Annotated in this window: 18 protein-coding genes, 1 tRNA gene and 1 other RNA gene; 6 read left to right on the top strand and 14 right to left on the bottom strand. The window is 70.2% G+C overall.

The features are described from left to right. Positions 1 to 24 precede the first annotated feature (24 nt). The gene (locus FK268_RS10455) at positions 25 to 474 is read right to left on the bottom strand and encodes an SRPBCC family protein (protein WP_146433778.1); all 450 of its coding nucleotides are present in this window, start codon (positions 472 to 474) and stop codon (positions 25 to 27) included. 189 nt (positions 475 to 663) lie between these two features. On the opposite strand from FK268_RS10455, the gene FK268_RS10450 reads away from it, so the two are divergent. Beyond that, positions 664 to 2061: an FAD-binding oxidoreductase gene (locus FK268_RS10450; protein ID WP_231707057.1), complete on the top strand. Its 1398-nt coding sequence runs from the start codon at positions 664 to 666 to the stop codon at positions 2059 to 2061. 1 nt (position 2062) lies between these two features. After that, positions 2063 to 3364 carry a class I SAM-dependent methyltransferase gene (locus FK268_RS10445; RefSeq protein ID WP_146433775.1) on the top strand — a complete coding sequence of 434 codons (1302 nt, stop codon included), beginning with the start codon at positions 2063 to 2065 and terminating at the stop codon, positions 3362 to 3364. Between the two features lie 30 nt (positions 3365 to 3394). Here the strand turns inward: FK268_RS10445 and FK268_RS10440 are convergent, their stop codons facing one another. From FK268_RS10440 to ffs, 7 genes are all read right to left on the bottom strand, one after another. Further along, the gene (locus FK268_RS10440) at positions 3395 to 5695 is read right to left on the bottom strand and encodes a DNA polymerase III subunit gamma and tau (protein WP_146433772.1); all 2301 of its coding nucleotides are present in this window, start codon (positions 5693 to 5695) and stop codon (positions 3395 to 3397) included. Positions 5696 to 5784: 89 nt separating this feature from the next. Then, positions 5785 to 6369, bottom strand: a complete 585-nt coding sequence (locus tag FK268_RS10435; protein ID WP_146433770.1) for a hypothetical protein — start codon at positions 6367 to 6369, stop codon at positions 5785 to 5787. Between the two features lie 256 nt (positions 6370 to 6625). After that, positions 6626 to 8095: an alkaline phosphatase gene (gene phoA / locus FK268_RS10430; RefSeq protein WP_146433768.1), complete on the bottom strand. Its 1470-nt coding sequence runs from the start codon at positions 8093 to 8095 to the stop codon at positions 6626 to 6628. 56 nt (positions 8096 to 8151) lie between these two features. Next, complete coding sequence (locus FK268_RS10425) at positions 8152 to 9384, bottom strand: threonine/serine exporter family protein (RefSeq protein ID WP_146433766.1); 1233 nt, start codon at positions 9382 to 9384, stop codon at positions 8152 to 8154. Further along, positions 9374 to 10699 (bottom strand): glycosyltransferase 87 family protein, encoded by a 1326-nt coding sequence (locus tag FK268_RS10420; protein WP_146433764.1) that lies wholly within the window; start codon positions 10697 to 10699, stop codon positions 9374 to 9376. The genes FK268_RS10425 and FK268_RS10420 overlap by 11 nt, the downstream gene beginning before the upstream one ends. Before the next feature lie 29 nt (positions 10700 to 10728). Then, a complete protein-coding gene (locus FK268_RS10415; RefSeq protein WP_146433762.1) occupies positions 10729 to 12015 on the bottom strand; it encodes an aspartate aminotransferase type Ic in 1287 nt (428 codons plus the stop codon). A gap of 35 nt (positions 12016 to 12050) precedes the next feature. Continuing rightward, positions 12051 to 12145: signal recognition particle sRNA small type (ffs, locus tag FK268_RS10410), an RNA gene on the bottom strand. Positions 12146 to 12206: 61 nt separating this feature from the next. Here ffs and FK268_RS10405 point away from each other — a divergent pair. The 4 genes from FK268_RS10405 (at position 12207) to FK268_RS10390 (ending at position 15485) form a co-directional block, all read left to right on the top strand. Then, positions 12207 to 12292, top strand: a tRNA-Ser gene (locus tag FK268_RS10405). 360 nt (positions 12293 to 12652) lie between these two features. Next, positions 12653 to 12946 (top strand): DUF1330 domain-containing protein, encoded by a 294-nt coding sequence (locus FK268_RS10400; protein WP_146433760.1) that lies wholly within the window; start codon positions 12653 to 12655, stop codon positions 12944 to 12946. A 61-nt stretch (positions 12947 to 13007) separates the two neighbouring features. After that, positions 13008 to 13847, top strand: a complete 840-nt coding sequence (locus FK268_RS10395; RefSeq protein ID WP_146433757.1) for an alpha/beta fold hydrolase — start codon at positions 13008 to 13010, stop codon at positions 13845 to 13847. Positions 13848 to 13934: 87 nt separating this feature from the next. Further along, positions 13935 to 15485 (top strand): PE-PPE domain-containing protein, encoded by a 1551-nt coding sequence (locus FK268_RS10390; RefSeq protein WP_146433756.1) that lies wholly within the window; start codon positions 13935 to 13937, stop codon positions 15483 to 15485. A gap of 4 nt (positions 15486 to 15489) precedes the next feature. Here FK268_RS10390 and FK268_RS10385 read toward each other — a convergent pair whose 3' ends face one another. From FK268_RS10385 to FK268_RS10360, 6 genes are read right to left on the bottom strand one after another with little or no spacing between them, the layout of a single operon-like run. Next, positions 15490 to 16131 (bottom strand): SRPBCC family protein, encoded by a 642-nt coding sequence (locus FK268_RS10385; RefSeq protein WP_146433754.1) that lies wholly within the window; start codon positions 16129 to 16131, stop codon positions 15490 to 15492. Further along, on the bottom strand, positions 16128 to 16478 hold the full coding sequence (locus tag FK268_RS10380; protein ID WP_146433752.1) for an ArsR/SmtB family transcription factor: 351 nt from the start codon (positions 16476 to 16478) through the stop codon (positions 16128 to 16130). Before FK268_RS10380 ends, FK268_RS10385 begins: the two co-directional genes overlap by 4 nt. A 52-nt stretch (positions 16479 to 16530) precedes the next feature. Beyond that, positions 16531 to 18054, bottom strand: a complete 1524-nt coding sequence (locus FK268_RS10375; RefSeq protein WP_146433750.1) for an esterase-like activity of phytase family protein — start codon at positions 18052 to 18054, stop codon at positions 16531 to 16533. Between the two features lie 47 nt (positions 18055 to 18101). Further along, on the bottom strand, positions 18102 to 19190 hold the full coding sequence (locus FK268_RS10370; protein WP_146433748.1) for a DNA polymerase domain-containing protein: 1089 nt from the start codon (positions 19188 to 19190) through the stop codon (positions 18102 to 18104). Beyond that, on the bottom strand, positions 19190 to 20218 hold the full coding sequence (locus FK268_RS10365; RefSeq protein ID WP_146433746.1) for an ATP-dependent DNA ligase: 1029 nt from the start codon (positions 20216 to 20218) through the stop codon (positions 19190 to 19192). Before FK268_RS10365 ends, FK268_RS10370 begins: the two co-directional genes overlap by 1 nt. Before the next feature lie 58 nt (positions 20219 to 20276). Beyond that, positions 20277 to 20807, bottom strand: coding sequence for a DinB family protein (locus FK268_RS10360; RefSeq protein WP_146433744.1), 531 nt, complete (start codon positions 20805 to 20807; stop codon positions 20277 to 20279). Positions 20808 to 20816 lie beyond the last annotated feature (9 nt).

Here is a 20816-nt window from a genome sequence, read left to right as displayed (position 1 = left end):
CTCCCGCGGTGCCGCCGTGGACGCCTAGCCGTTGGACTCGACCTGCACCTTGAGGTTGGTGAGCAGCTCGTCGTAGATCCGCCCGAGGCCCTTGGGCGCGAAGGTCTTCTCGAAGAAGCCGCCGATTCCGCCCGCGCCCTGCCACGTGGTGGTGATCGTGACGGTGGTCGCATCCCCGGCACTGTCGGCGGCGACCGCACGATAGGTGGTGACCATCGAGCTGTTCGCGTCGGTCTCGGTGACAGTGGCGCCGTCGACGGTGACGGTCGCGCGGACGTTGCGCGAGCGCTTCTCCGTGGCCTGCAGGATCCACTCGGCGACGGTGCCGGAGCCCTGCCCGCCCTCGACGACGCGGTACTCGCGGTAGTTCGGGGGAAGGATCTCGGCGCGCCGGGTGTAGTCGGCGATGGCGGCCAGGACCTTCTCGGGCGCGGCGGCGATGGTGGTGGACTTGGTGGCGGTTACCTGGGCCAACGTACTTCGATCCTCTGAGTATCGGTGCCCCCGACCAGGTCGGCGACGTGGGTGTCGGCACCGCCGACGGGTTCGATGCCAGCCTAACCAATCGGTAGCGGCCCGCGCGCGTCGCGCCCGAGAGGTATAGCGTCGATGATCGTGAGTGCTCGCAACGCAACGCCGGCGCGAACCCCGTCGACGGTCCCGATCGCAGGCGAAGCCGCCTACGAGGAGGGCCTCGCTCGGCTGCGCGCCAGCTACCGCGCGATTCCGCCGAACGCGCGTGTCCGCCTGGCCAAGAAGACCTCCAACCTGTTCCGCGCCCGCGCCGCCACCGATGCGCCCGGGCTCGACGTCTCCGGCCTCGCGTCGGTCATCGCGATCGACCCCGAGGCACGGACCGCCGACGTGGGCGGCATGTGCACCTACGAGGACCTCGTGGCGGCCACGCTGCCCTTCGGTCTCGCCCCGACGGTGGTACCGCAGCTCAAGACGATCACGCTCGGTGGCGCGGTGACGGGCATGGGCATCGAGTCGAGTTCGTTCCGGGCCGGACTGCCGCACGAGGCGGTGCTGTCGATGGACATCCTCACCGGTAGCGGCGAGGTCGTGACAGCGGCACCGGGCGGCCCGCACGCCGACCTGTTCTTCGGATTCCCGAATTCGTACGGCACGCTGGGATACTCGACGCGCTTGACGGTCGAGCTGGAGCCCGTCGGGCGATACGTGGAACTGCGGCACGTGCGGTTCCACAGCCTGGATGCGCTGCAGGAGACGATGAACGCCGTCGTCGACACACACGAGTACACGGGCGAGAGCGTCGACTACCTCGACGGGGTGGTCTTCTCCGCGGACGAGTCCTACCTCGTGCTCGGACGCAAGACCGATGAGCCCGGACCGCTGAGCGACTACACGGGCAGGGAGATCTTCTACCGATCGATCCAGCACCCGGACGGGGTCACGCGCGACCGGCTCACGACGCACGACTACCTGTGGCGCTGGGACACCGACTGGTTCTGGTGCTCCCGCGCCTTCGGCGCGCAGAACCCGAAGGTTCGCCGCCTGTGGCCGAAACACCTGCTGCGCAGCAGCTTCTACTGGAAGCTGGTGGCGCTGGACCGACGCTGGGACATCGGCGACAGGCTCGCCGCACGCAAGGGCGAGCCGCCCGGCGAGCGCGTGGTGCAGGACATCGAGGTGCACATCTCGAGGACCACCGAGTTCCTCGAGTGGTTCCTCGCCGAGATCCCCATCGAGCCGATCTGGCTGTGCCCGTTGCGGTTGCGGGATCCGCTTCCCGACGGTGCCGATCCGGACCGGCCGTGGCCGCTCTACCCCTTGGAACCCCGCGAGACCTACGTCAACATCGGTTTCTGGTCCGCGGTACCGAAGCAACCCGGCCAGATCGAGGGCCGGGCGAACCGCCTGATCGAGCAGAAGGTGTCGGAGCTGGGCGGACACAAGTCCCTCTACTCCGAGGCCTTCTACGAGCGCGCCGAGTTCGACGAGCTCTACGGCGGAATCCACTTGGAGAAGTACAAGTCCCGTTACGACCCCGACGATCGTCTGCTGGGGCTGTACGACAAGACAGTCAGGAGGCAGTGAATTGACGCGATCCACTGAGCATCTCCCCAAGCTCAGCCTCGCCGAGATCATCGAGAAGGTGGCGGGCGGCAAGCTCGCCATCCGGGTGAAGGCCTACGACGGCTCGTCGGCCGGGCCGGACGACGCGCCCTACGGCCTCGACCTGCTCACCCCGCGCGGAACCACATACCTCGCAACGGCACCCGGCGACATGGGGCTCGCCCGCGCCTACATCGCGGGCGACTTGGAGCTCACCGGCGCGCACCCGGGAGACCCGTACGAGGCGCTCCGCGCACTCTCCGACGACCTGAAGTTCGCCAAGCCCGGGCCGAAGCTGATCGCGCAGATCGCGCGTTCCGTGGGCGCCGAGCACATGATCCCGATCGCGCCACCGCCGCAGGAGGCGATCCCCCGCTGGCGCCGGATCGCGGAGGGGCTGCGGCACAGCAAGTCCCGCGACGCCGACGCCATCCACCACCACTACGACGTCTCCAACCGCTTCTACGAGCTGGTGCTCGGCCCGTCGATGACGTACACCTGTGCCTGCTATCCGAACGTCGACGCGACACTGGAGGAGGCGCAGGAGAACAAGTACCGCCTCGTCTTCGAGAAGCTGCGGCTCAAGCCGGGCGACCGGCTGCTGGACGTGGGCTGCGGCTGGGGCGGCATGGTGCGCTACGCGGCACGCCGTGGGGTGCACGCCATCGGCGCGACCCTGTCCAAGGAGCAGGCGCAGTGGGCGCAGGCCGCGATCGAGGCCGAGGGCCTGGGCGAGTTCGCCGAGGTGCGCTACAGCGACTACCGCGACGTGCCCGAGGGCGACTTCGACGCGATCAGCTCGATCGGTCTCACCGAGCACATCGGCGTGCACAACTACCCGTCGTACTTCACGTCGCTGCGCGAGAAGCTGAAGACCGGCGGGCTGCTGCTGAACCACACGATCACGCGGCACGACAACAAGCTGTCGGGCAAGGGCGGCCAGTTCATCGACCGGTACGTCTTCCCCGACGGTGAGCTCACCGGCTCCGGCCGCGTGATCGCCGCGATCCAGGACATCGGCGGCATGGAGGTGCGGCACGAGGAGAACCTCCGCGAGCACTACGCGCGCACACTCGCCGGGTGGTGCAGCAATCTCGTCGAGAACTGGGACGAGGCCGTCGCCGAGGTCGGTCTCGGTACCGCCCGCGTCTGGGGCCTGTACATGGCGGGTTCGCGACTCGGCTTCGAGCGCAACGTCGTCCAGCTGCACCAGATCCTGGCGGTGAAGCTCGACGAGAAGGGTGGAGCCGGCGACCTGCCGCTGCGGCCCTGGTGGAACGCCTAGCAGGACACCGCGACCCGGCGCTCGCCCCGATCAGATGGGGCGGGCGCCGAGTTCGTTCTTGAGGAGCTCGAGAGCGATCTCGTCCGGGTCGCGGCGCGGCGCGCTGGTGCCGCCCGAGGCGGCGTCCTCGCGGTGCGCGGCATCGATCATCTCCTCCTCGGAGACCTCCTCGACCGGCGCCGGCTCGGGGTCCGGCTCGGGCGGGAGCGGAATGTCGTCGTGGTGCGACGGTGCGCGGTTCTCCCGTCCTGCGGGGCGCGGATCGGGGCGCTGATCGCCCGCGCGGCTGCGGCGCTCGAACGTGGGCGGAGCCTTGCGGGGCTCGGCGGCGGTGCGCTGCTGCTGTTGCGGTGCCGCCGCGGGCGCGCCCTGCTGGCGAGCGCCGCTGCCGTCGCCGACCTCCACGTTCCACTGCGTGCCGAAGACCTCCCGGACCGCGTCGCGCAGGTTGCCCACGTGCTGCTGATCGCTGAACCGGCCGAGAAGTGCAGGGATCGGCAGCGCGAGATGCAGGGTGTCACCCGCGAGGCCGAGCACCTGGACGTTCGGCATCAGGGCGAACGTGACCGTGCTGCGGTCCTTGACCGCACGGAGCACCTTGGGCCAGGCCGTACGGACCTCCTCCACCGAGGGACCCGACGGGGCCGCCGATGCCGCCGGCGCAGGGGCGGGTTCCGGCGCCGCGGCCGGCTCCGGCTGGTACTCGGGCTCCGGGGCGGGCTGCTCCGGGGCTGCCGCACGCGGAGGTGCCACGGGCTCGGGGGCGGCCGGTTCCTGAGCGACGCGCGCGGGCGGGGTCGGCTCGGGCTGCGGCGCGGGAGCGGCGGGCTCCGCGGCTGCGGCGGGCTCAGGCGCGGGATCCGGCTCGGGGCGGTGCAGCACCGGCTCGGACTCGACGGGCTCAGCCGTGACCGCGGGCTCGGCACCCGCGGCCTGCGGCGCGGGAGCCTCGGGCGGGGTGACCGGCGCGGCGGACGGCCGCGTGGCCGCTTCCGGTGCGGCGGGGGCCTCCGGTGCGGCCGAAGGCCGCGTGGCCGCTTCCGGTCCCGCCTCCGCCTGACGCTGGCTGGGCCGGACGAACCGGGCGGGCGCACCGTCGGACTGCGGAGCGGGGGCCGCGGGAGCAGTCGACGGGGCGGCGGACGCGGGCACGGCGGCGGGACCGTCGACGGGAGCACCCGCCGGGCGGCGCTCCAGGGCCTCGATGCGCTGTAGCAGCGCGGCCTGCGAGTCGTCCGCGGCAGGCAGCAGCATGCGCGCGCACATGACCTCGAGGAGGAGGCGGGGCGAGGTGGCGCCGCGCATCTCGGCGAGCGAGGCGTGCGTGACCTCGGCGCACCGCGTGAGGGTGGCGAGGCCGAGCTTCGCGGCCTCCACACGCATCGTCTCGAGCACGTCCTGCGGCACGTCGATGAGGCCGCGGTCGGCGGCGTCGGGGACGGTGTGCAGGAGGATCAGGTCCCGGAGTCGTTCGAGCAGGTCGGTGGCGAAGCGGCGCGGATCGTGCCCGGCCTCCATCACCTTCTCGACGGCGCCGAAGAGAGCCGCGCCGTCGGCGGTCGCGAGTGCGTCGACGGCGGCGTCGATGAGCGCGGTGTCGGTGACACCCAGCAATCCGAGGGCACGCTGGTAGGTGACGCCCTCCGGGCCCGCGCCCGCCAGCAATTGGTCCATGATCGACAGCGAGTCACGCGGGGAGCCGCCACCCGCACGGATGACCAGCGGGTAGACCTGCGGCTCGACAGCGACGTGCTCGGCGCCGGTGATCTTCTCCAGCAGCGGCCGCATCACGTTGGGCGCGAGCAGCCGGAACGGGTAGTGGTGCGTGCGGGAGCGGATGGTGGTGAGCACCTTCTCCGGCTCCGTGGTGGCGAAGATGAAGATGAGGTGCTCCGGCGGCTCCTCCACGATCTTCAGCAGCGCGTTGAAGCCCTGCGGGGTGACCATGTGCGCCTCGTCCACGATGAAGACGCGGTAGCGCGACTCGGCCGGGGCGTAGAAGGCGCGGTCACGCAGTTCACGCGCGTCGTCCACGCCGCCGTGGCTGGCCGCGTCCATCTCCGTGACGTCGAGGTTGCCGGGGCCGCCGGGCGCCAGTGCGACGCACGAGTTGCAGACGCCGCACGGCGTGCTGGTGGGGCCCTGCTCGCAGTTCAACGAGCGCGCGAGGATGCGCGCCGACGAGGTCTTACCGCAGCCGCGCGGGCCGGAGAACAGGTAGGCGTGGTTCACACGCCCCGAATCGAGCGCCGTACTCAGCGGCTCGGTGACGTGCTCCTGCCCGACGACCTCGGCGAACGTCGCGGGACGGTACTTGCGGTAGAGAGCCACGGTGCCAGGCTACCGGCAGGGTCCGACAGCGTCGCAGCTTGCTCCGGTGCCGTCCTCGCGACCGGAGCACCTGCCGGCGCGCCTCCCGATCACGACCGCTTCTCGTCCTGCGGCGGGATCGCGGGGAACTGCCCGGACGGGTTCGACGGTGCGGTCGGGAACTGTCCCGTCGGGAACAGCGGGACCGCCGGGAACTGCCCCGTCGGGTACGGCGGAGCCGGGGGCGCGAACCGCCCCGGACCGGGCGCGGGCGGGGGCGGAGGGACCGGACCGCCGCCGAGGCGCCCCGCGAAGGAGAGCGCCAGCAGCATGCAGAACGAGACGAACAGGACGAGGACGTACGCGGGGTGCACCTGCACCGCGACGAGGCCCGCCAGCATCAGAACGCTCCAGATGCAGCAACTCGCGACGCGGGCGGGCAGCGAGCCGCGCGCGACGAAGACCGCCAGTCCGATCAGCGGCACCAACAGGAGGAGCAACAGGAGCAGCGCCGGCGCGATCAGGAAGAAGACCATCGCGCCGTTGCCCAGATCGGAGTGCTCGTAGTCGTCGACCGACGGGTAGGAGGCCATCCACCAGATCACCAGCCCCACCAGAGTGAGGGCGGCGATCATCGCCTGGATCAGTGCGAGTGCGCGATGGATGCGCGGAACGGGTACTGCCTGCGGATACATGTCTCTTCTCCCCCTGACGTTTGCGTCTGCACCCACGGTAGCGGGACACCGTCGACCGAGGTGGACGAAAGCCGCGAGCCGCGACTCCCGGGGATTCCGGGGGCCGCGGCTCGCGGGTGGGCTCTGCGTGTCCCAGTGGGCTACTCCTTGTCGCGATCCAGGCCGAGCACGTCGTGATGACCGAACGGCCGCGCGCTCCTACTTCTTGTCGCGGTCCAGGCCGAGCACGTCGTGATGACCGAACGGCCGCGCGCTCCTACTTCTTGTCGCGGTCCAGGCCGAGCACGTCCGTGATGTAGAAGAACGGGTCGGTCTGGTCGGTCACGCCCACGACGTTGGCGGAACCCGGACCGTAGGCCGCGATGCGGACCTGGCCGCCGGTGTGCTGCTCCTCGCCCGGGTCGAGCGACGTGCCGTAGTTGACGGTCAGCAGGCCGCCGTCCTTGGTGTTCAGCGTGCGCGTCAGGCCGGGGGTGTCCGAGCCGGTCTCGATGATCTGGCTGGTGTGCGCGTGGTCGCCGGTGACGATGACCAGGGTGTCCTTGTCCTTCTTCGCGAACTCGAGCGCAGCGGTCACCGCGTCCGACAGCTGGACGGTCTCACCGATCTGGCCGCAGGGGTCGGCGTCGTGGTTGGCCTTGTCGACCGAGCCGGACTCGACCTGCAGGAAGAAGCCCTTGTCGCCCTTGAGCAGGTCGATGGCCTTCTTGGTCAGCGAGCCGAGCTTGGGGGTGGCGCCGAACTCGGGGTTGTCCGAGCAGGTGATGGCCGGCTCCTTGCCGCCGCCCTTGGTCGCGGTGGCCTTGCCCCACAGGCGGGGCAGGTTGCCGTCGGCGAAGACACCGAGCAGGGGCTTGTCCTGGTTCGCCTCCTTGATCCCGTCGAGCTCCGCACCCGACCGGATGATCTGGTAGCCGCGCTCCTTGGCCTGCACCTCGAGGGTCTTGCCGTTGTACTCGCCGGCGTCGGCGGTCTGCTGGAAGGTCTTCCAGCCGCCACCGAGGGTGACGTCGGCGCGGGCCGCGAGGAGCTGCTCGGTGATCGAGCCGAGGCCGCCGTTGCCGAGCGCGTCGGAGGAGCACTTCTCCTTGGTCTCGACGGGGCCGTAGCACTTGCGCTGCGCGACGTGCGCGACCTGGACGGCCGGGGTGGCGTCCTGCAGCTCGGTGGTGGTCACGTTGCCCGTCTTGCGGCCGTTGGCCTTGGCGATCTCGAGGATCGAGCGCTGGGGCTTGCCGTCGATGTCGACGCCGACGGCGCCGTTGTAGGTCTTGGTGCCGGTAGCCCACGCCGAGCCGGACGCCGCCGAATCGGTGGTGTAGTCGGGCTTGCGCGTCTTCTTGTCGAGCGCGTACGTGGTGTAGTCGCCCGACAGCGGCAGCTGGTCGATGCCCGGGATCTGGCCGCCCGCGCCCCACTGGTAGTTCCGCGCGAGGGTGAGCTCCTGGTTGGCGGTGCCGTCGCCGATCACCAGGATCACGTTCTTGGCCTTCGAGCGCTGGATCGACTCGGCGATCGCCTGCGTCTGGTCGCCCGCGAGGCGCTTCGCGCCGCCGTGGGTCGTGATGTCGCCCGCCGCCTGGCGGTTGATCTCCACCTTCGACGCCGTGTCGCCCGAGGTGCCGGGACCACTGTCATTGCTGCCGCACGCCGCGACCACGCCGAGCACCGCGACCGCGCTGACTGCGAACGCCGTCCGGGCTTTTCCGCTACCGAGATTCGTCATTGCTGCAGCGAAACATGCGCGAATGAACATAAATCGGTGAGTGGGTGAACAATTCGCTATCGGGGGCGTTTGCGCAGTTCGAAACGCCCGAGCACCGCCTGCGCCAGGGCCGAGCCGAACAGCAGGCCCAACGCGAGGGCGCAGATGATGGCGGCCACGTCGACGACGGTGCGCGCCCCCTGTCCGGGGTCGATGCCGACGGACGTGACCGAGAGCAGGCCGAGGCTGCCGGGCACCAGCACCCAGAATGCGGGGAGGAAGACCACCAGTCGAGGCAGCTGCGGCCGCACCGACGCCACGAGCGCCGCCCCCAGGCTGCCCGCGATCGCCCCGAGGAAGCCGCCGAGGACCGCGCCGGAGATGTGCTGGCCCGCGATCTGTGCGCCGAAGGCCGCCGCCACCACGATGCCGATCGCCGGGAGGAGCCGCATCGACGCTCCCTCGTTCAGGCAGACGCCGACGCAGATCAACGCGAGCCCCACCGGCGGCCCCCACCAGCCGAGTTGGTTGACCCGTTCGTTGACCAGCATGTCCGGCGCGACCCCGAGCACGGACGTCGCGCTGAGGATGCCGAGCGAGAACAGCAGCAGCTGCACGGCCCCGAAGGTGAGGCGGGAGCTGCCCGCGACCATCGCGCCCGCAGCGAGCTCGGACATGCCCGTGACCATCAGCGCGCCGGGCAACAGCACCGCGAGCGGCGCGAGCAGGGTGCGCAGCGGACCGTCGAGCCACCCGGCCTGGGCAGCGGCGAAGACGCCCGTGCCCACGGCGAAGGCGGCGATCGTGGGCAGCAGGGTGGCGGCGAGTCGCACCCGCCGCGCGAGCTTGACCAGCAGCATCACCACGACGCCGCCGATCGCCGCTGCGGCGATGTTGGGCCAGCCGGGCTGCAGCAGCATCGCGATGCCGACCGCGATCACCGACCACGAAGCGTCCTGTACCCACTGCGGGTAGCGGTGCGGCAGCGAGCGCAGGGTGCCGAGCCGAGCGAAGGCCTCGTCGGCCGACAGGGTCCGGGCGACGAGGCCCCGTCGGACATCGGCGACGACGGCGGACTGGTCCAGCCGGAGCGGACCGTCGATCGATTCGAAGGTGGCGCCCGCGCCGGGCTCGAGGCCCAGAGTGAGCCCGGTGGGCGTGGCACCGATCTGCGCCAGCGGGTGCCCCATCGCGGTGGCGACGCTCTTCAGCTCGTCCTCGACCTCGTGCACGGGCTGCCCGCCCGCGATCATCGCGGCGCCGAGGTAGGCCAGCAGCCGACGGTCTTCGGCTATCCGGTCAGGCTGCACGGCCGGACCGGTCCGCGCTCGCCGGTACGGCCTCGTCCGCGGTCGTGGGCCGGCTGTCCGTGCTCCGCAGGTACCACGCCGAGCCGATCAGCGTGGCCACGAAGATCCAGACGTAGACCCCGCCTGCGAGTGCCTTGAGCACGGGATTGTCCATCGGCCGCAGGAAGATCCCGATCGCGTAGGTGTCGTGGACGTCGTCGACACCCGTCGGCTGCAGGGTCGGGAAGTAGGTGACCCAGATGAAGGTCGCCGCGACGAGCGCCGCCGCCGCGACCAGCGCCAGGACCCGGTGGCCGGGTTCATCGGTCAGCAACGCGCGGCCGATCAGGAGCACGAGCAGCGGCACGATCCACACCCAGTGGTGCCCCCAGGAGAACGGCGAGACGGCACAGGCGGTCAGCCCCACGACGGTGACCGCGAGCAGGATCTCGTCGCGCCGATACGCCCACGCCGCGATCGCCAGACCCGCGAGCGCGGCCGGGACTGCGACGGCCAGCCAGAGGATCGTCGACGGTTCCTCGGCGTTCGTCAGGTAGGCGATCAGGCCGTTGATCGATTGGTTGCCCACCTGGTTCGGCTCGCCCACGCGGTTGGCGTCGAGGAAGGTGCCCGACCAGTACTGCCACGACTGTTGCGGGATCACGAGGAAGCCGATCACGACGGTGCCGGCCAGCGTCGCGAGCGCGGTGCGCGCCTCGCGCCACTGCCGGGTCACGACGAGGTAGGCGAGGAAGAACAGCGGCGTCAGCTTGATGCCCGCGGCGATGCCGATGCTGAAGCCCTTGAACCGCGCCCCGGCGGGCCGGCCCAGGTCCCACAGCAGGAGCAGCATCAGGAAGACGTTGATCTGGCCGAACCACAGGGTGGTGCGGACCGGTTCGAGGACCGTCGCGACCAGGGTCAGGCAGACGGCCGCGAACCAGACGCGCCAGTCGCGGACGAAGCCGATCAGGCGCAGCGCGATGAGGATGCAGGCGAGGAGGGCGATCATCACCGCGGCGGTCCACACCCACCGCAGCACGTCGGTCGACATCCAGCTCAACGGCACGAACAGCACACCCGCGAAGGGCGTGTAGGTGAAGGGCAGGATCTCGTTGAGCAGCGGACCGTCGTAGAGCCCTTCGCCGCCGTGCGCCACGATCTCGCCGCCCTTGCGGTAGACCTCGGCGTCGATCTGGTTGTGGAAGAGCCCGTACATCGGCGTGGAGAACGGGATCCGGACGAACTGCTGCCAGACGGCCACCCCCGCGGACACCGCGAAGAGGGCCAGCACCCACCACTGCCGGGGGAACCGCCGGCTGTTCTCGTCCGCCACCGGCGCGATCCTCCTGCTCAGGCGCGACCCTAGTCGGGCTGCGACATCAGCTTTTCAGCAGAAGCCAAGAGTACACAGGTCGCCACGCCGTCCATTGCGGTCTCAAGCTCCCCGATGGACGGGAAGGTCGGCGCGAGCCGGATGTTGCGGTCGTGCGGGTCCTCACCGTGCGGGAACGTCGCGCCGGCGGCGGTCAGGGCGATGCCCGCCTCCTTCGCCAGGGCGACGGTGCGCTTCGCGGTCCCGTCGAGCACGTCGAGGCTGATGAAGTAGCCGCCGGTGGGCTCACTCCAGGAAGCGACCTTGGCCGCTGCGAGGCGCTCCTCGAGGATCTCCAGCACCCGCGCGAACTTGGGCGCGATCAGGTCGCGGTGCTTGCGCATGTGTGCGCGCACGCCCTCCGCGTCGCCGAAGAAGCGGACGTGCCGCAGCTGGTTCACCTTGTCGGGACCGATCGAGGTCAGGCCGGTGTACTTGCCGTACCAGGCCAGGTTCTCGGCGGAGGCGCCGAAGAAGCTGACACCGGCGCCCGCGAAAGTGATCTTCGAGGTGCTGGCCAGCACGTACGGCCGATTCGGGTGGCCGGCCTCGGCAGCCAGGCCCAGGATGTCGGGGTCCGACGGTGCGTCGCCCACCAGCGGGTGCACGGCGTAGGCGTTGTCCCAGAAGACGCGGAAGTCCTTCGCCGCGGTGGGCATCGACACCAGCTCGCGGGTGACCTCCTCGGAGTACACCGAGCCCGTCGGGTTGGCGAACTTCGGGACGGTCCAGATGCCCTTGATCGCGGGATCGTTCGCGACGAGGTCCTTGACCACCGCCATGTCGGGGCCGTCGGGGTTCAGCGGCACCACGATCATCTCGATGCCGAACTCCTGAGTGATGGCGAAGTGCCGGTCGTAGCCGGGGGCCGGGCAGAGGAACTTCACCGTTTCCTCAGCGCTCCACGAGCGCTCGCCGTCGACGGTCCCGTGGATCCAGGCCAGGGTGATCAGGCGGTGCATGATCTCGAGGCTGGAGTTGTTCTGCGCGTACAGGTTCGCGACGGGAATGCCCAGCAGCTCGCCGAAGATCGCCCGCAGCTCGGGCAGGCCGGCGAGGCCGCCGTAGTTGCGGGTGTCGGTGCCGTCGGCGGCGCGGTAGTCGCCCTCGCCCGGCAACGCGAGCAGCGCGTTCGACAGATCCAGCTGATCGGGCGCGGGCTTGCCGCGGGTGAGGTCCAGCTTCAGCCCCCGGGCCTTCAGCGTCTCGAACTGCTCCGTCAGCGTCGCGTGGACGTCGGCGAGTTCGGACTGACTCAGGGACACGTAGGTGGACATCGGGTGCGCCTCCGGCGGATTCTCGGGCCCGGACATAAAGGGGACTCCGCGCACCCGCCAGAGCCCGTTGACCCTTGCTGCGTTCCCGCCCTGGGGGAGTTCACAGGATGGACGCCGCGCGGAGTCCGTGGACCACTATACGGGTCCGGGCTGGTTTGGGTCGACGGGGGCCTTCGTCTACAGTGGTCCACGGAGGATTCGCCTAGTGGCCTATGGCGCTCGCCTGGAACGCGGGTTGGGTTAATAGCCCTCAGGGGTTCAAATCCCCTATCCTCCGCAGGTGGGAGGGGTCTTCGGAGCGATCCGAAGGCCCCTCCTTTCATCTGTCTCCAGGTCATCAGACTGACCTGCGCGACCGCATCGACGGAACGGTCGTGGCGTTGAGACCGCAGATCACCTCACAATGGCGGCATGCGTGCGCTGATCGAGGACTGGGAACTCGAACTCATGTCCTCGCCTGCACGTTCCGACGCCGCGCGACTCCGCGAACCGCGGTCGGTAATGACAGCGCGCTCAACCTCGCTGCGTCGGCTATTCGACCACCCGGCTACGGGTGGCCACACTGCCCGCCCGGGCATAAACGGTGCGCCCCAGAGGTTGAGCCGGACGAACCGTCACTCCGAGCACAGGAGACACCGTGGCCAAGGGCTATTGGGTCAGCGTCTACCGCGTCATCAAGGACTCCGAGAAGTTGGCCGCCTACGACGAACTGGCGCGCGTGGCCGTCCAGGCCGGCGGTGGGCGACTCCTCTCCCGCGACGGTCGCGTCGCCCCGTACGAGCAGGGCGTCGCCGAGCGGACGATCCTGATCGAGTTCGAGAGCTTCGAGCAGGCGGTCGCCACGCGGGAGAGCGCCGCGTATCAGAAGGCCCTGGCCGCGCTCGGCGACGCGGTGGAGCGCGACTTCCGCGTCGTCGAGGGCCTCGGCTGACACTCGCTGCACCTCGAACCCGAGATGCCCTGCCAGACTGAGCGAGAACGAGGAGGCGGGGATGAGCGACGATCGATTCCGGAGCGACGAGGACGCACTCGAAGTACGTGACGAGTACGCGCGGCTGCTGTCGATGTACCTGCCGGACGTGGAGAGCACCGTCGTCGACGGGACGCACGTCCTCAGCGCGGGCCCGGCAGACTCCCCGCCCGTGGTCCTCCTGCACGGCTCCGGCGGAACGTCGCTGAACTGGGCGACGGAGATCCCGCGCCTGGCGCGGACGCACCGCGTGCACGCACTCGACCTGCCCGGCGAGCCCGGCGGCACCGTCGTCCCGCGGCTGCCCCTCGAACCGGGCGCGCACGCAGCATGGCTCGCGAGCGTGACGGATGCGCTGGGCGCCCCGCACGCGGCGGTGATCGGCGAGTCCCTCGGCGGCTGGGTCGCCCTGGACTACGCGACGGAGCACCCCGCCCGCGTCCGCTCACTGGGCCTGCTGGCTCCGGGCGGTCTCGGTCCGCGCCGCACCGCTCCGCTGCTGGTAGCGGGCCTACTCAGTCTGCTGGGCAGGCCAGGACGTCGGGCCGCGATGCGCTACTTCACGGGATGGAGCCCGTCGGACGAGCCGGGCCTCGAGCGTGACATCGCCGCCTTCAGCGATCTCACCTTCCGGGCCTTCCGGCCGCGCACCGACGGACTCCCCGTCTTCGCCGACGACGCCCTCGCCCGGATCACCGCGCCGGTGACCGCCGCATTCGGGGAGCAGGACAGGATGCTCGACGGTCCGCGGGGCGCCGCGCACGCGCGGGTCGTCTTCGGCGACGAAGCCGTCGCGCTCCTCGCCGGAGCGGGACACCTCCTGCCGGACCGCGCCGACCGGGTGATCGCCGCTGCGGGATAGCGGACCGCGGCAGGGTTGAGTTTGCAAGCACGACGAGCGCAGTCGTGCGAAACTGAGCGCAACCTGAACACGAGAGGCCGCCCCGTCATGCGCGAAACCGCCCGCAAGCTCGGATACGTCCTGGTCGCACTGTTCGGTGCGATCGCCCTCACCTTCACCTCCGCGGTCGCCTGGGCGGCCACGACGGTGCTCGTCGTGCCCGGGACCGGCACCAAGGACCCGTCGAAGGTGACGGGCTATCAGGAGAACGTCGTCGGCTACTACGTGGCGCCGACGGGTGCGTGCGGCACCACGGCCTGCATCGCGAAGCCGGTGCCTTACATCGCCGAGTTCTGGCCCATCCCGCTCTCGGGTTGGGGCGGCCTCCAGGGCGCGAAGTGGGACGACTCGGTGGCGAGCGGCGTGACGAGCCTGAACCAGCAGTACGCCGCCACCGACAAGAACGATCCCATCGTGATCTTCGGGTACTCGCAGGGCGGCACGGTGGTCACCGCGGTCAAGAAGCAGTTCGCCGAGAACGGGGGCGTTCCGGACAACGTCTCGTTCGTGCTCATCGGCAACGCGAGCCGCCCCAACGGCGGGCTCTTCACCCGGCCGTCCTTCCTGGGCCACATCCCGATCCTCGACGTCACCTTCGGACCCGGGACGCCGACGAACACCGGTACCCCGACCCGCCCCGTCAACACCACCGACGTGGGCTTCCAGTACGACGGCGTCACCGACTTCCCGAAGTACCCGGTGAACCTGCTCGCGACGGCCAACGCACTCGCCGGATTCTGGTACGTGCACGGCAAGATGCTCGCGCCCAAGGGATCCGACGACCCGTCGGCCACACCCATCGGCTACACGCCCGACGAGGTCCGCAAGGCCGTCGAGGCGGCGACTGCGAACTGCACGGCCGGCACCTACTGCCAGATCAGCGGCGACACCCGCTACGTCACGCTGCCTGCGAAGATCCTGCCGATCATGTTGCCGCTGCTCGACCTCGGCAAGGCCACCGGCACCACCGCCCTGTTCACGCCCTTCATCGACCTCGTCTCGCCGGTCGCGCGCGTCCTCATCGAAACGGGTTATGACCGGCGCGATTACGGCGCCGCATCGCCCTTCGGCATCGTCCCGCTACTCGATCCGCTGCGCCTGGGCACCGACCTGATCAGTGCCGCGGTGCAGGGTGTCGGCCAGGCGGTCACCGGCACGGGCGATGCCTCGAAGTTCCTCGCTCCGAAGCCCACCGCCCCGGCGACCGCGGACACCGCCCGGACGAGCGAGCAGTCGACCACCGATCCCTCGACCCCGCAGAAGGCCCCCGAGCAGTCACCGCTGCTTCAGCTCGCGAAGACAGGAGCGCCGCAGTCGGATCCGTCGACGAAGGCGCAGTCCTCCCCTTCCAGCGAGTCGAGCTCCACTGTCGAGCCCAGCGCGACGGTCGCACCGAGCGCGACGTCGGCGCCGACCGCCACGGTCGCACCGAGCGCCACACCGGAGCCGGCCGCCACCTCGGCCGCCCGCGAGACTTCAGCTTCGACCGGCACCGTGGACCCCGCGCCGTCCGGTGCCGCGAAGGAACCGAAGTCCGCGACGGAGCCGACCGGCACCGTCGCCTCTGACGAGCCCGTCGTGGCGGCCGCCGCGGCCTGAGCGGCTACTCGCCGGAGAAGAACGCCGCGGTGCGCTCGCCCTGCGCGCGAGCCTGCTCCTCGGGCACGCCGGCGGCGATGCTCGCGTCACCCCAGGCCTTCGCAGAGGCGGCGACGAGCGCCTTGGCCGCGGGCGTCGCGAAGAACGCCTCGGCGTCCTCGGGGCGGTCCTGGCCGGTGGTGAGCAGCGCGTTGAGGCCGAGGAAGGCGAGGTCCCAGCCGACACCGGTCGCTCCGGGCCCGAACTGCTCGTAGAAGTCGCGGACGTTGTCGCCGGAGTGGGTGAGCGTGAGGCGGGCGCCGTCACCGTCGGGTTCGACGACGACCTCGACCTGCGACGTCCCGCCCATGATCTCCCACGAGATCAGGTAGCGGCGCGGGGCGTCGCATTCGAGCACAGTGCCGCCGGCGTTGCCTTCGACCTGGAAGCGGCCGCCGACCTCGAGGTCGCCGTGGACGGGTGCGAACCAGCGCGGCAGTCGCTCGGCGCTGGTCACCGCCTCCCAGAGATCGGCGACGTCGGTGGGGTAGGCCTGGCTCAGCGAACCGGAGACGTAGACGTCCCCCTCGCCGCTGTCGCGCACCTCGGCGCGCCGGGTGACCGCCGTGGGTTGCGCCGCGGCGAGGTCGTCGATGTCGTAGGTCATGATTCGTCCTTGTCCGTCGATGTTCTGCGCGCACGCTTCCCGCGCGCGATCTCGGTACCGAGCGCCGCGAATCGCGGCTCCCAGAAGTGCCGGAACGGGACCAGCCAGTCGTCGATCTCCCGCAGAGGTTCGGGCGAGACCGCGTACAACCGGCGCGCCCCCTCGGGCCGGACGGTGACGAACCCGGCCTCCCGCAACACCTTCAGGTGTTGCGAGACCGCGGGCTGACTGATACCGAAGCGCTCACGCACGTCGTCACTCAGGTCGCCCGCCGAATGCTCCCCGCGAGCGAGGAGCTCGATCAGGTGGCGGCGGACCGGGTCACCGAGGACGTCGAAGGCGTGCACTCGACGAGTATTTCATCCTCTACTTATATAAGTCAATACTAAAAACGTGAACCTACCCGACGGTGACCGTGATCGTCCGCTCGACGGTGGGCTCGTTCAGCTTGGTGGTGTCGACCTTGAGCACCTCGAGGCTGTCCTGCAGCCCGTTGGCCAGGGTCTTCGCCTTGAGCTGGAAGGGCGTCTTCGGGCCGGCGATGCTCGCCAGACCGAAGTCGCTGTCGTTGGCGATGTACAGGGTCTTGCCGCCGTCGAGGGTCGCGAGTCCCTCCACCTTGTCGTGGCCGAAGAACTTCCCCTCCGGGTTCAGCTTGTCCACGAGCCCGCTGAGGTCGAGCGCAGTCGTCTTGCGGACCGGGGTGATGCCCGCGCCCTTGAGCGCGGTCTCCGCCTCCGCGGTGGTGCTCACGCCGGCGATCGTCTCCGGGTTCTGCTCGCCGAGCGGGGTGGCACCGTCGAAGTTGATGCGGTAGATCGTCTTGTTCGCCTTGGGGGCGGGCTTCCCGTCGCGCTCGTCGACGAGGAACTCCGTGTTGGACACCGCGGTGATCTCCGAGACGGCCTTCTTCGTGTCCTTCGGATTGTCGAGCAGATAGGCGTACTGCTGGACGGCCTTGGTCGCGAGTTCGATGACGACGATGCGGGTCACCGGCACCTCCTTCGCGTTGCCGCTGAGACCGGGGACGTTCAAGGCGGACTGCATGATTCCCACCAGACGCTTACCGTCGGGTGTCACGGTCAGACCCTCCATGCCCTGGTTGGGCGTCCGGTTCTTGAGCACCTCCGGCAGCCCCTTGCCGGGCGCGAGCCGCTCGAGCTCCTGCCCGTTGGCGTCGAAGTGGATCAGGAAGGGGCCGTATTCGTCCGAAACCCAGAAGGAACCGTCAGGCAGCGCGACGAGGCCCTCGGAATCGATGCCGTGGTCGGTGGGCGGCAGCTCCGCGCCGTCCAGGTTGAGCATCTTCTCTCCGGTGGGGGCGGCGGTGTCGTTACGGCCGTTGAGCGGAACACCGTCGCGCCCCTTGAGCGTGATCACGCTTTGCAGCTTCGCCTCGCCACCCTCGAGCTTGAACCGGCCGATCTGCGGGATGAAGTCGGGTGTGGCCGCGATCTTCTCGTCCTTGCCCGGACCGTCGACATTGGGCCCGCGATCGGTGAGGCCGTAGAACTCACCGGGCACACCCGGAACCGGCGTCCACGACGAGCCGTAGCCGCTCCCGTCGATCGACACCCCACCGACGGTGGCGAGCGGCGGGATGTTCGACGAGAACAGTGCGACGGCCGGCGAGACGACGGCTTTGAGCTCCACCTTGCCGGTGAACCCGACCTTGGGCTTGAAGACGACAGCGCCGCCCTTCCCAGCCTCGACGGTGCCATCGGCCGTCGGCTTCACGTCGACCACCGCGCCACCCTGCGCGAGTCCCGCGAGCTGCGCGGCGGTGATGGTGAGCGGCGAGTTCGTGCCGGTCTTGAGATCGAGCTTCGCGGCGTCCTCACCTCCGCCCGACGAGCACGCGACGAGGGAACCGCCCGCGAGGACGGCGACGAGGGCGGCGGAGACACGGCGATTCGAGCGCATGCCCTGTGCTTACCAGACCCACATGAACCGCGCGTGGATGCGCTCGGCTACTCGATGCGGTTGCCCTCGGCGTCCCAGTGCTCGGCGACCTTCTTGCTGGGCTGCACGCGCGGGGGCTCGCCGGGCATCTTCGGGTAGTCGGGCGGGTAGTTCAGTTCGACGGGGTGCTGCTCCCACTTCTCCAGCAGGGGCGTGAGGTCGTGCGCGACCTCGTCCATGTCGGCCCAGGGATTCCCGTCCGCGAGGCGCTCGGGGACGGTGAACAGGTTGAGCTCGTGCGGGTCCTTCAGCTCCGCGAGCGCATCCCAGGTGAGCGGCGTGGAGACGGTGGCGCCCTGCACCGCACGCAGCGACCACGCGGAGGCGATGGTGCGGTCGCGGCTGTTCTGGTTGTAGTCCACGAAGATCCGCTCTCCCCGCTCCTCCTTCCACCACGCGGTGGTGACGCCTTCATCGCGCTTCTCCAGCTCGCGCCCGAAGGCGATGGCGGCGTGCCGCACGTCCACGAAGTCCCACCGCGGCGCGATGCGGATGAAGACGTGCACGCCCCGGTTGCCCGACGTCTTGCAGTAGGCGCGCAGGCCGAGGTCGTCGGCCAGTTCCCGGGCGATCCCCGCGACCCGGACGGCGTCGCGGAAATCGGTGCCGGGCTGGGGATCGAGATCGATCCGCAGCTCGTCGGGATGGTCCACGTCGGCGCTGCGCACCGGCCAGGGGTGGAAGGTGATGGTGCCCATCTGTGCGCACCACACGGGGATCGCGATCTCGGACGGGCACAGCTCGTCGGCGGGGCGGCCGGACGGGAAGGCGATGCGCACCGTCTGCGCGTACTCGGGCGCTCCCTTCATCATCCGCTTCTGATAGAAGCCGTCGGCGTCCTTGTCCTGCGGCCCCTGCGCGAGCCGGCCGCCGGGGTGCACGCCGCCGGGCCAGCGTTCCAGCGCGGTCGGGCGGTCGCCGATCGCGGCGAGCAGCGGCTCGCCGACGGCGGCGAAGTACTGCGCGACCTGGAGCTTGGAAACCTCTGGGGTGAGGTCGGTGGCGGGGTAGATGATCCGGTCGGGGCTCGACACCCGGACGGGTCGGTCACCGTCGGGCCCCGGGACGATCACCTCCGCTGCGGGCGCCTTCGCCATCACTGACCCTCCTGCAGCACGTCGTCGAGGTCGTAGTTGACCGGGACGTCGAGCTGCTCGTACCCGCAACTCGAGGGGTCGCGGTCGGGGCGCCAGCGCTGGAACTTGGCGGTGTGCCGCAGGCGCATGCCCTCCATCTGGTCGTAGTCGAACTCGACCACCAACTCGGGACGCACGGGCACCCACTCCCCCGTCTTCTCCGGGGTGGCCCAGCGGTTGGGCTCGCCCTGCACCGATTCGGCGGTTCGCATGGGCTCCAGGAGCTGGAGGTACTCCTCGCGCTTGGCGGCGGTGAAGGCGCCGATGCCGCCGATCGGCAGCAGCTGGCCGTCCTTGTACAACCCGAGGAGGACGGACCCGACGGCGTTCGGCTGCGACTTGTGCGGGCGGTAGCCGATCACCACCGCCTCGGCGGTGCGCGCGTGCTTGACCTTGATCATCTCGCGCTTGCCGGGCAGGTAGTGCCCGTCGATCCGCTTGGAGATCACCCCGTCGAGGCCCGCGCCCTCGAACCGCTCGAACCACTCTGCGGCGGCCGCGGCGTCGGTGGTGACGCGGCTGATCTTGCAGGTCTCCGTGCCCGCGTACGCGGAGACCAGGACCTCGCGCCGCGCGCTGAAGGGCTTGCCGGTGAGGTCGACGTCGGCCATCGCGACGGCGTCGAAGCCGATGAAGATGGCCGGCGTCTCCTCGGCGAGCTTCGTGATCCGGGACTGCGCGGGGTGGATCCGCGCCGACAGCGATTCCCAGTCGAGCCGCTTGCGGCCCTCGCGGTGCACGGCGACCGCGATCTCCCCGTCGAGCACGCAGCGCCCGGGCAGCTCGGCCCGGGCCGCGGCGACGACCTCGGGGAAGTACCGGCCCAGATCCTTCCCGCTGCGCGAGCCGATGAAGACCTCGTCGCCGTCGCGGAAGATCAGGGCGCGGAAGCCGTCCCATTTGGGCTCGTGGGAGTAGCCCTCGCCCGGTACGGCCTTCGCGGCCTTGGCGAGCATCGGATCGAGCGGCGGGTTCACGGGGAGGTCCACGGGTCCGATCGTAGGCGCAGAGGCCGACATCGGGACCGGACCCGCGGACGCGATCCCGCTAGCCCATGCTCTTCTGGCCGTCGATGCTCTCGCGGATGATGTCGGCGTGGCCCGAGTGGTGCGCGGTCTCGCCGGCGATGTGGAGGAACACGCGGCGCACCGTCCAGAAAACACCCGGCGGCTGCCACGGCGCCTCGGGCAGCTCGAAGGAGGTGTCGAGGTCGAGCGTCCGCACCAGCTCGTCGGTGACCGCGGCGACCTTCTCGTGCTCGGCGAGGACGCCGGCCAGGGTCTCGCCGTCCGTGAGCCGGAAGGTGTCGGCGAATGCCGCCGCCTGCTCGGGCGTGATGTTCTCGAAGTCGATGCCGTCCATCGCGTGACCCTTGCCCTGCGCGAAGTCCTGCCAGCCCTTCTCGACCTCGGTGACGTGCTTGATGAGGCCTCCCACGGTCAGCTCGCTGACGGTGCTGCGGGTGTTGGCCTGCTCGTCGGTCAGGCCCTGCGCGGTGAAACGCAGGAAATGCCGGCGCTCGGCGAGGAGGCTGAGGATGTCGTTGCGCTCTGCGGAGATGTTCTGTGTCTCGGTCATGCTGCAAGC

This window comes from Tsukamurella sputi (assembly GCF_007858445.1).
GTDB classification, from domain to species: Bacteria; Actinomycetota; Actinomycetes; order Mycobacteriales; family Mycobacteriaceae; genus Tsukamurella; species Tsukamurella sputi.
The sequence above is the reverse complement of the archived record's forward strand: the minus strand, read 5'-3'. Positions and strand labels throughout refer to the sequence as shown.

Coding starts and splice junctions, on each gene's coding strand:
- FK268_RS10435 (WP_146433770.1), bottom strand. CDS start 6,369: ATGTATCCGCAGGCAGTACCCGTTCCGCGCATCCATCGCGCACTCGCA.
- phoA (WP_146433768.1), bottom strand. CDS start 8,095: ATGACGAATCTCGGTAGCGGAAAAGCCCGGACGGCGTTCGCAGTCAGC.
- FK268_RS10390 (WP_146433756.1), top strand. CDS start 13,935: ATGCGCGAAACCGCCCGCAAGCTCGGATACGTCCTGGTCGCACTGTTC.
- FK268_RS10395 (WP_146433757.1), top strand. CDS start 13,008: ATGAGCGACGATCGATTCCGGAGCGACGAGGACGCACTCGAAGTACGT.
- FK268_RS10415 (WP_146433762.1), bottom strand. CDS start 12,015: ATGTCCACCTACGTGTCCCTGAGTCAGTCCGAACTCGCCGACGTCCAC.
- FK268_RS10360 (WP_146433744.1), bottom strand. CDS start 20,807: ATGACCGAGACACAGAACATCTCCGCAGAGCGCAACGACATCCTCAGC.
- FK268_RS10375 (WP_146433750.1), bottom strand. CDS start 18,054: ATGCGCTCGAATCGCCGTGTCTCCGCCGCCCTCGTCGCCGTCCTCGCG.
- FK268_RS10385 (WP_146433754.1), bottom strand. CDS start 16,131: ATGACCTACGACATCGACGACCTCGCCGCGGCGCAACCCACGGCGGTC.
- FK268_RS10370 (WP_146433748.1), bottom strand. CDS start 19,190: ATGGCGAAGGCGCCCGCAGCGGAGGTGATCGTCCCGGGGCCCGACGGT.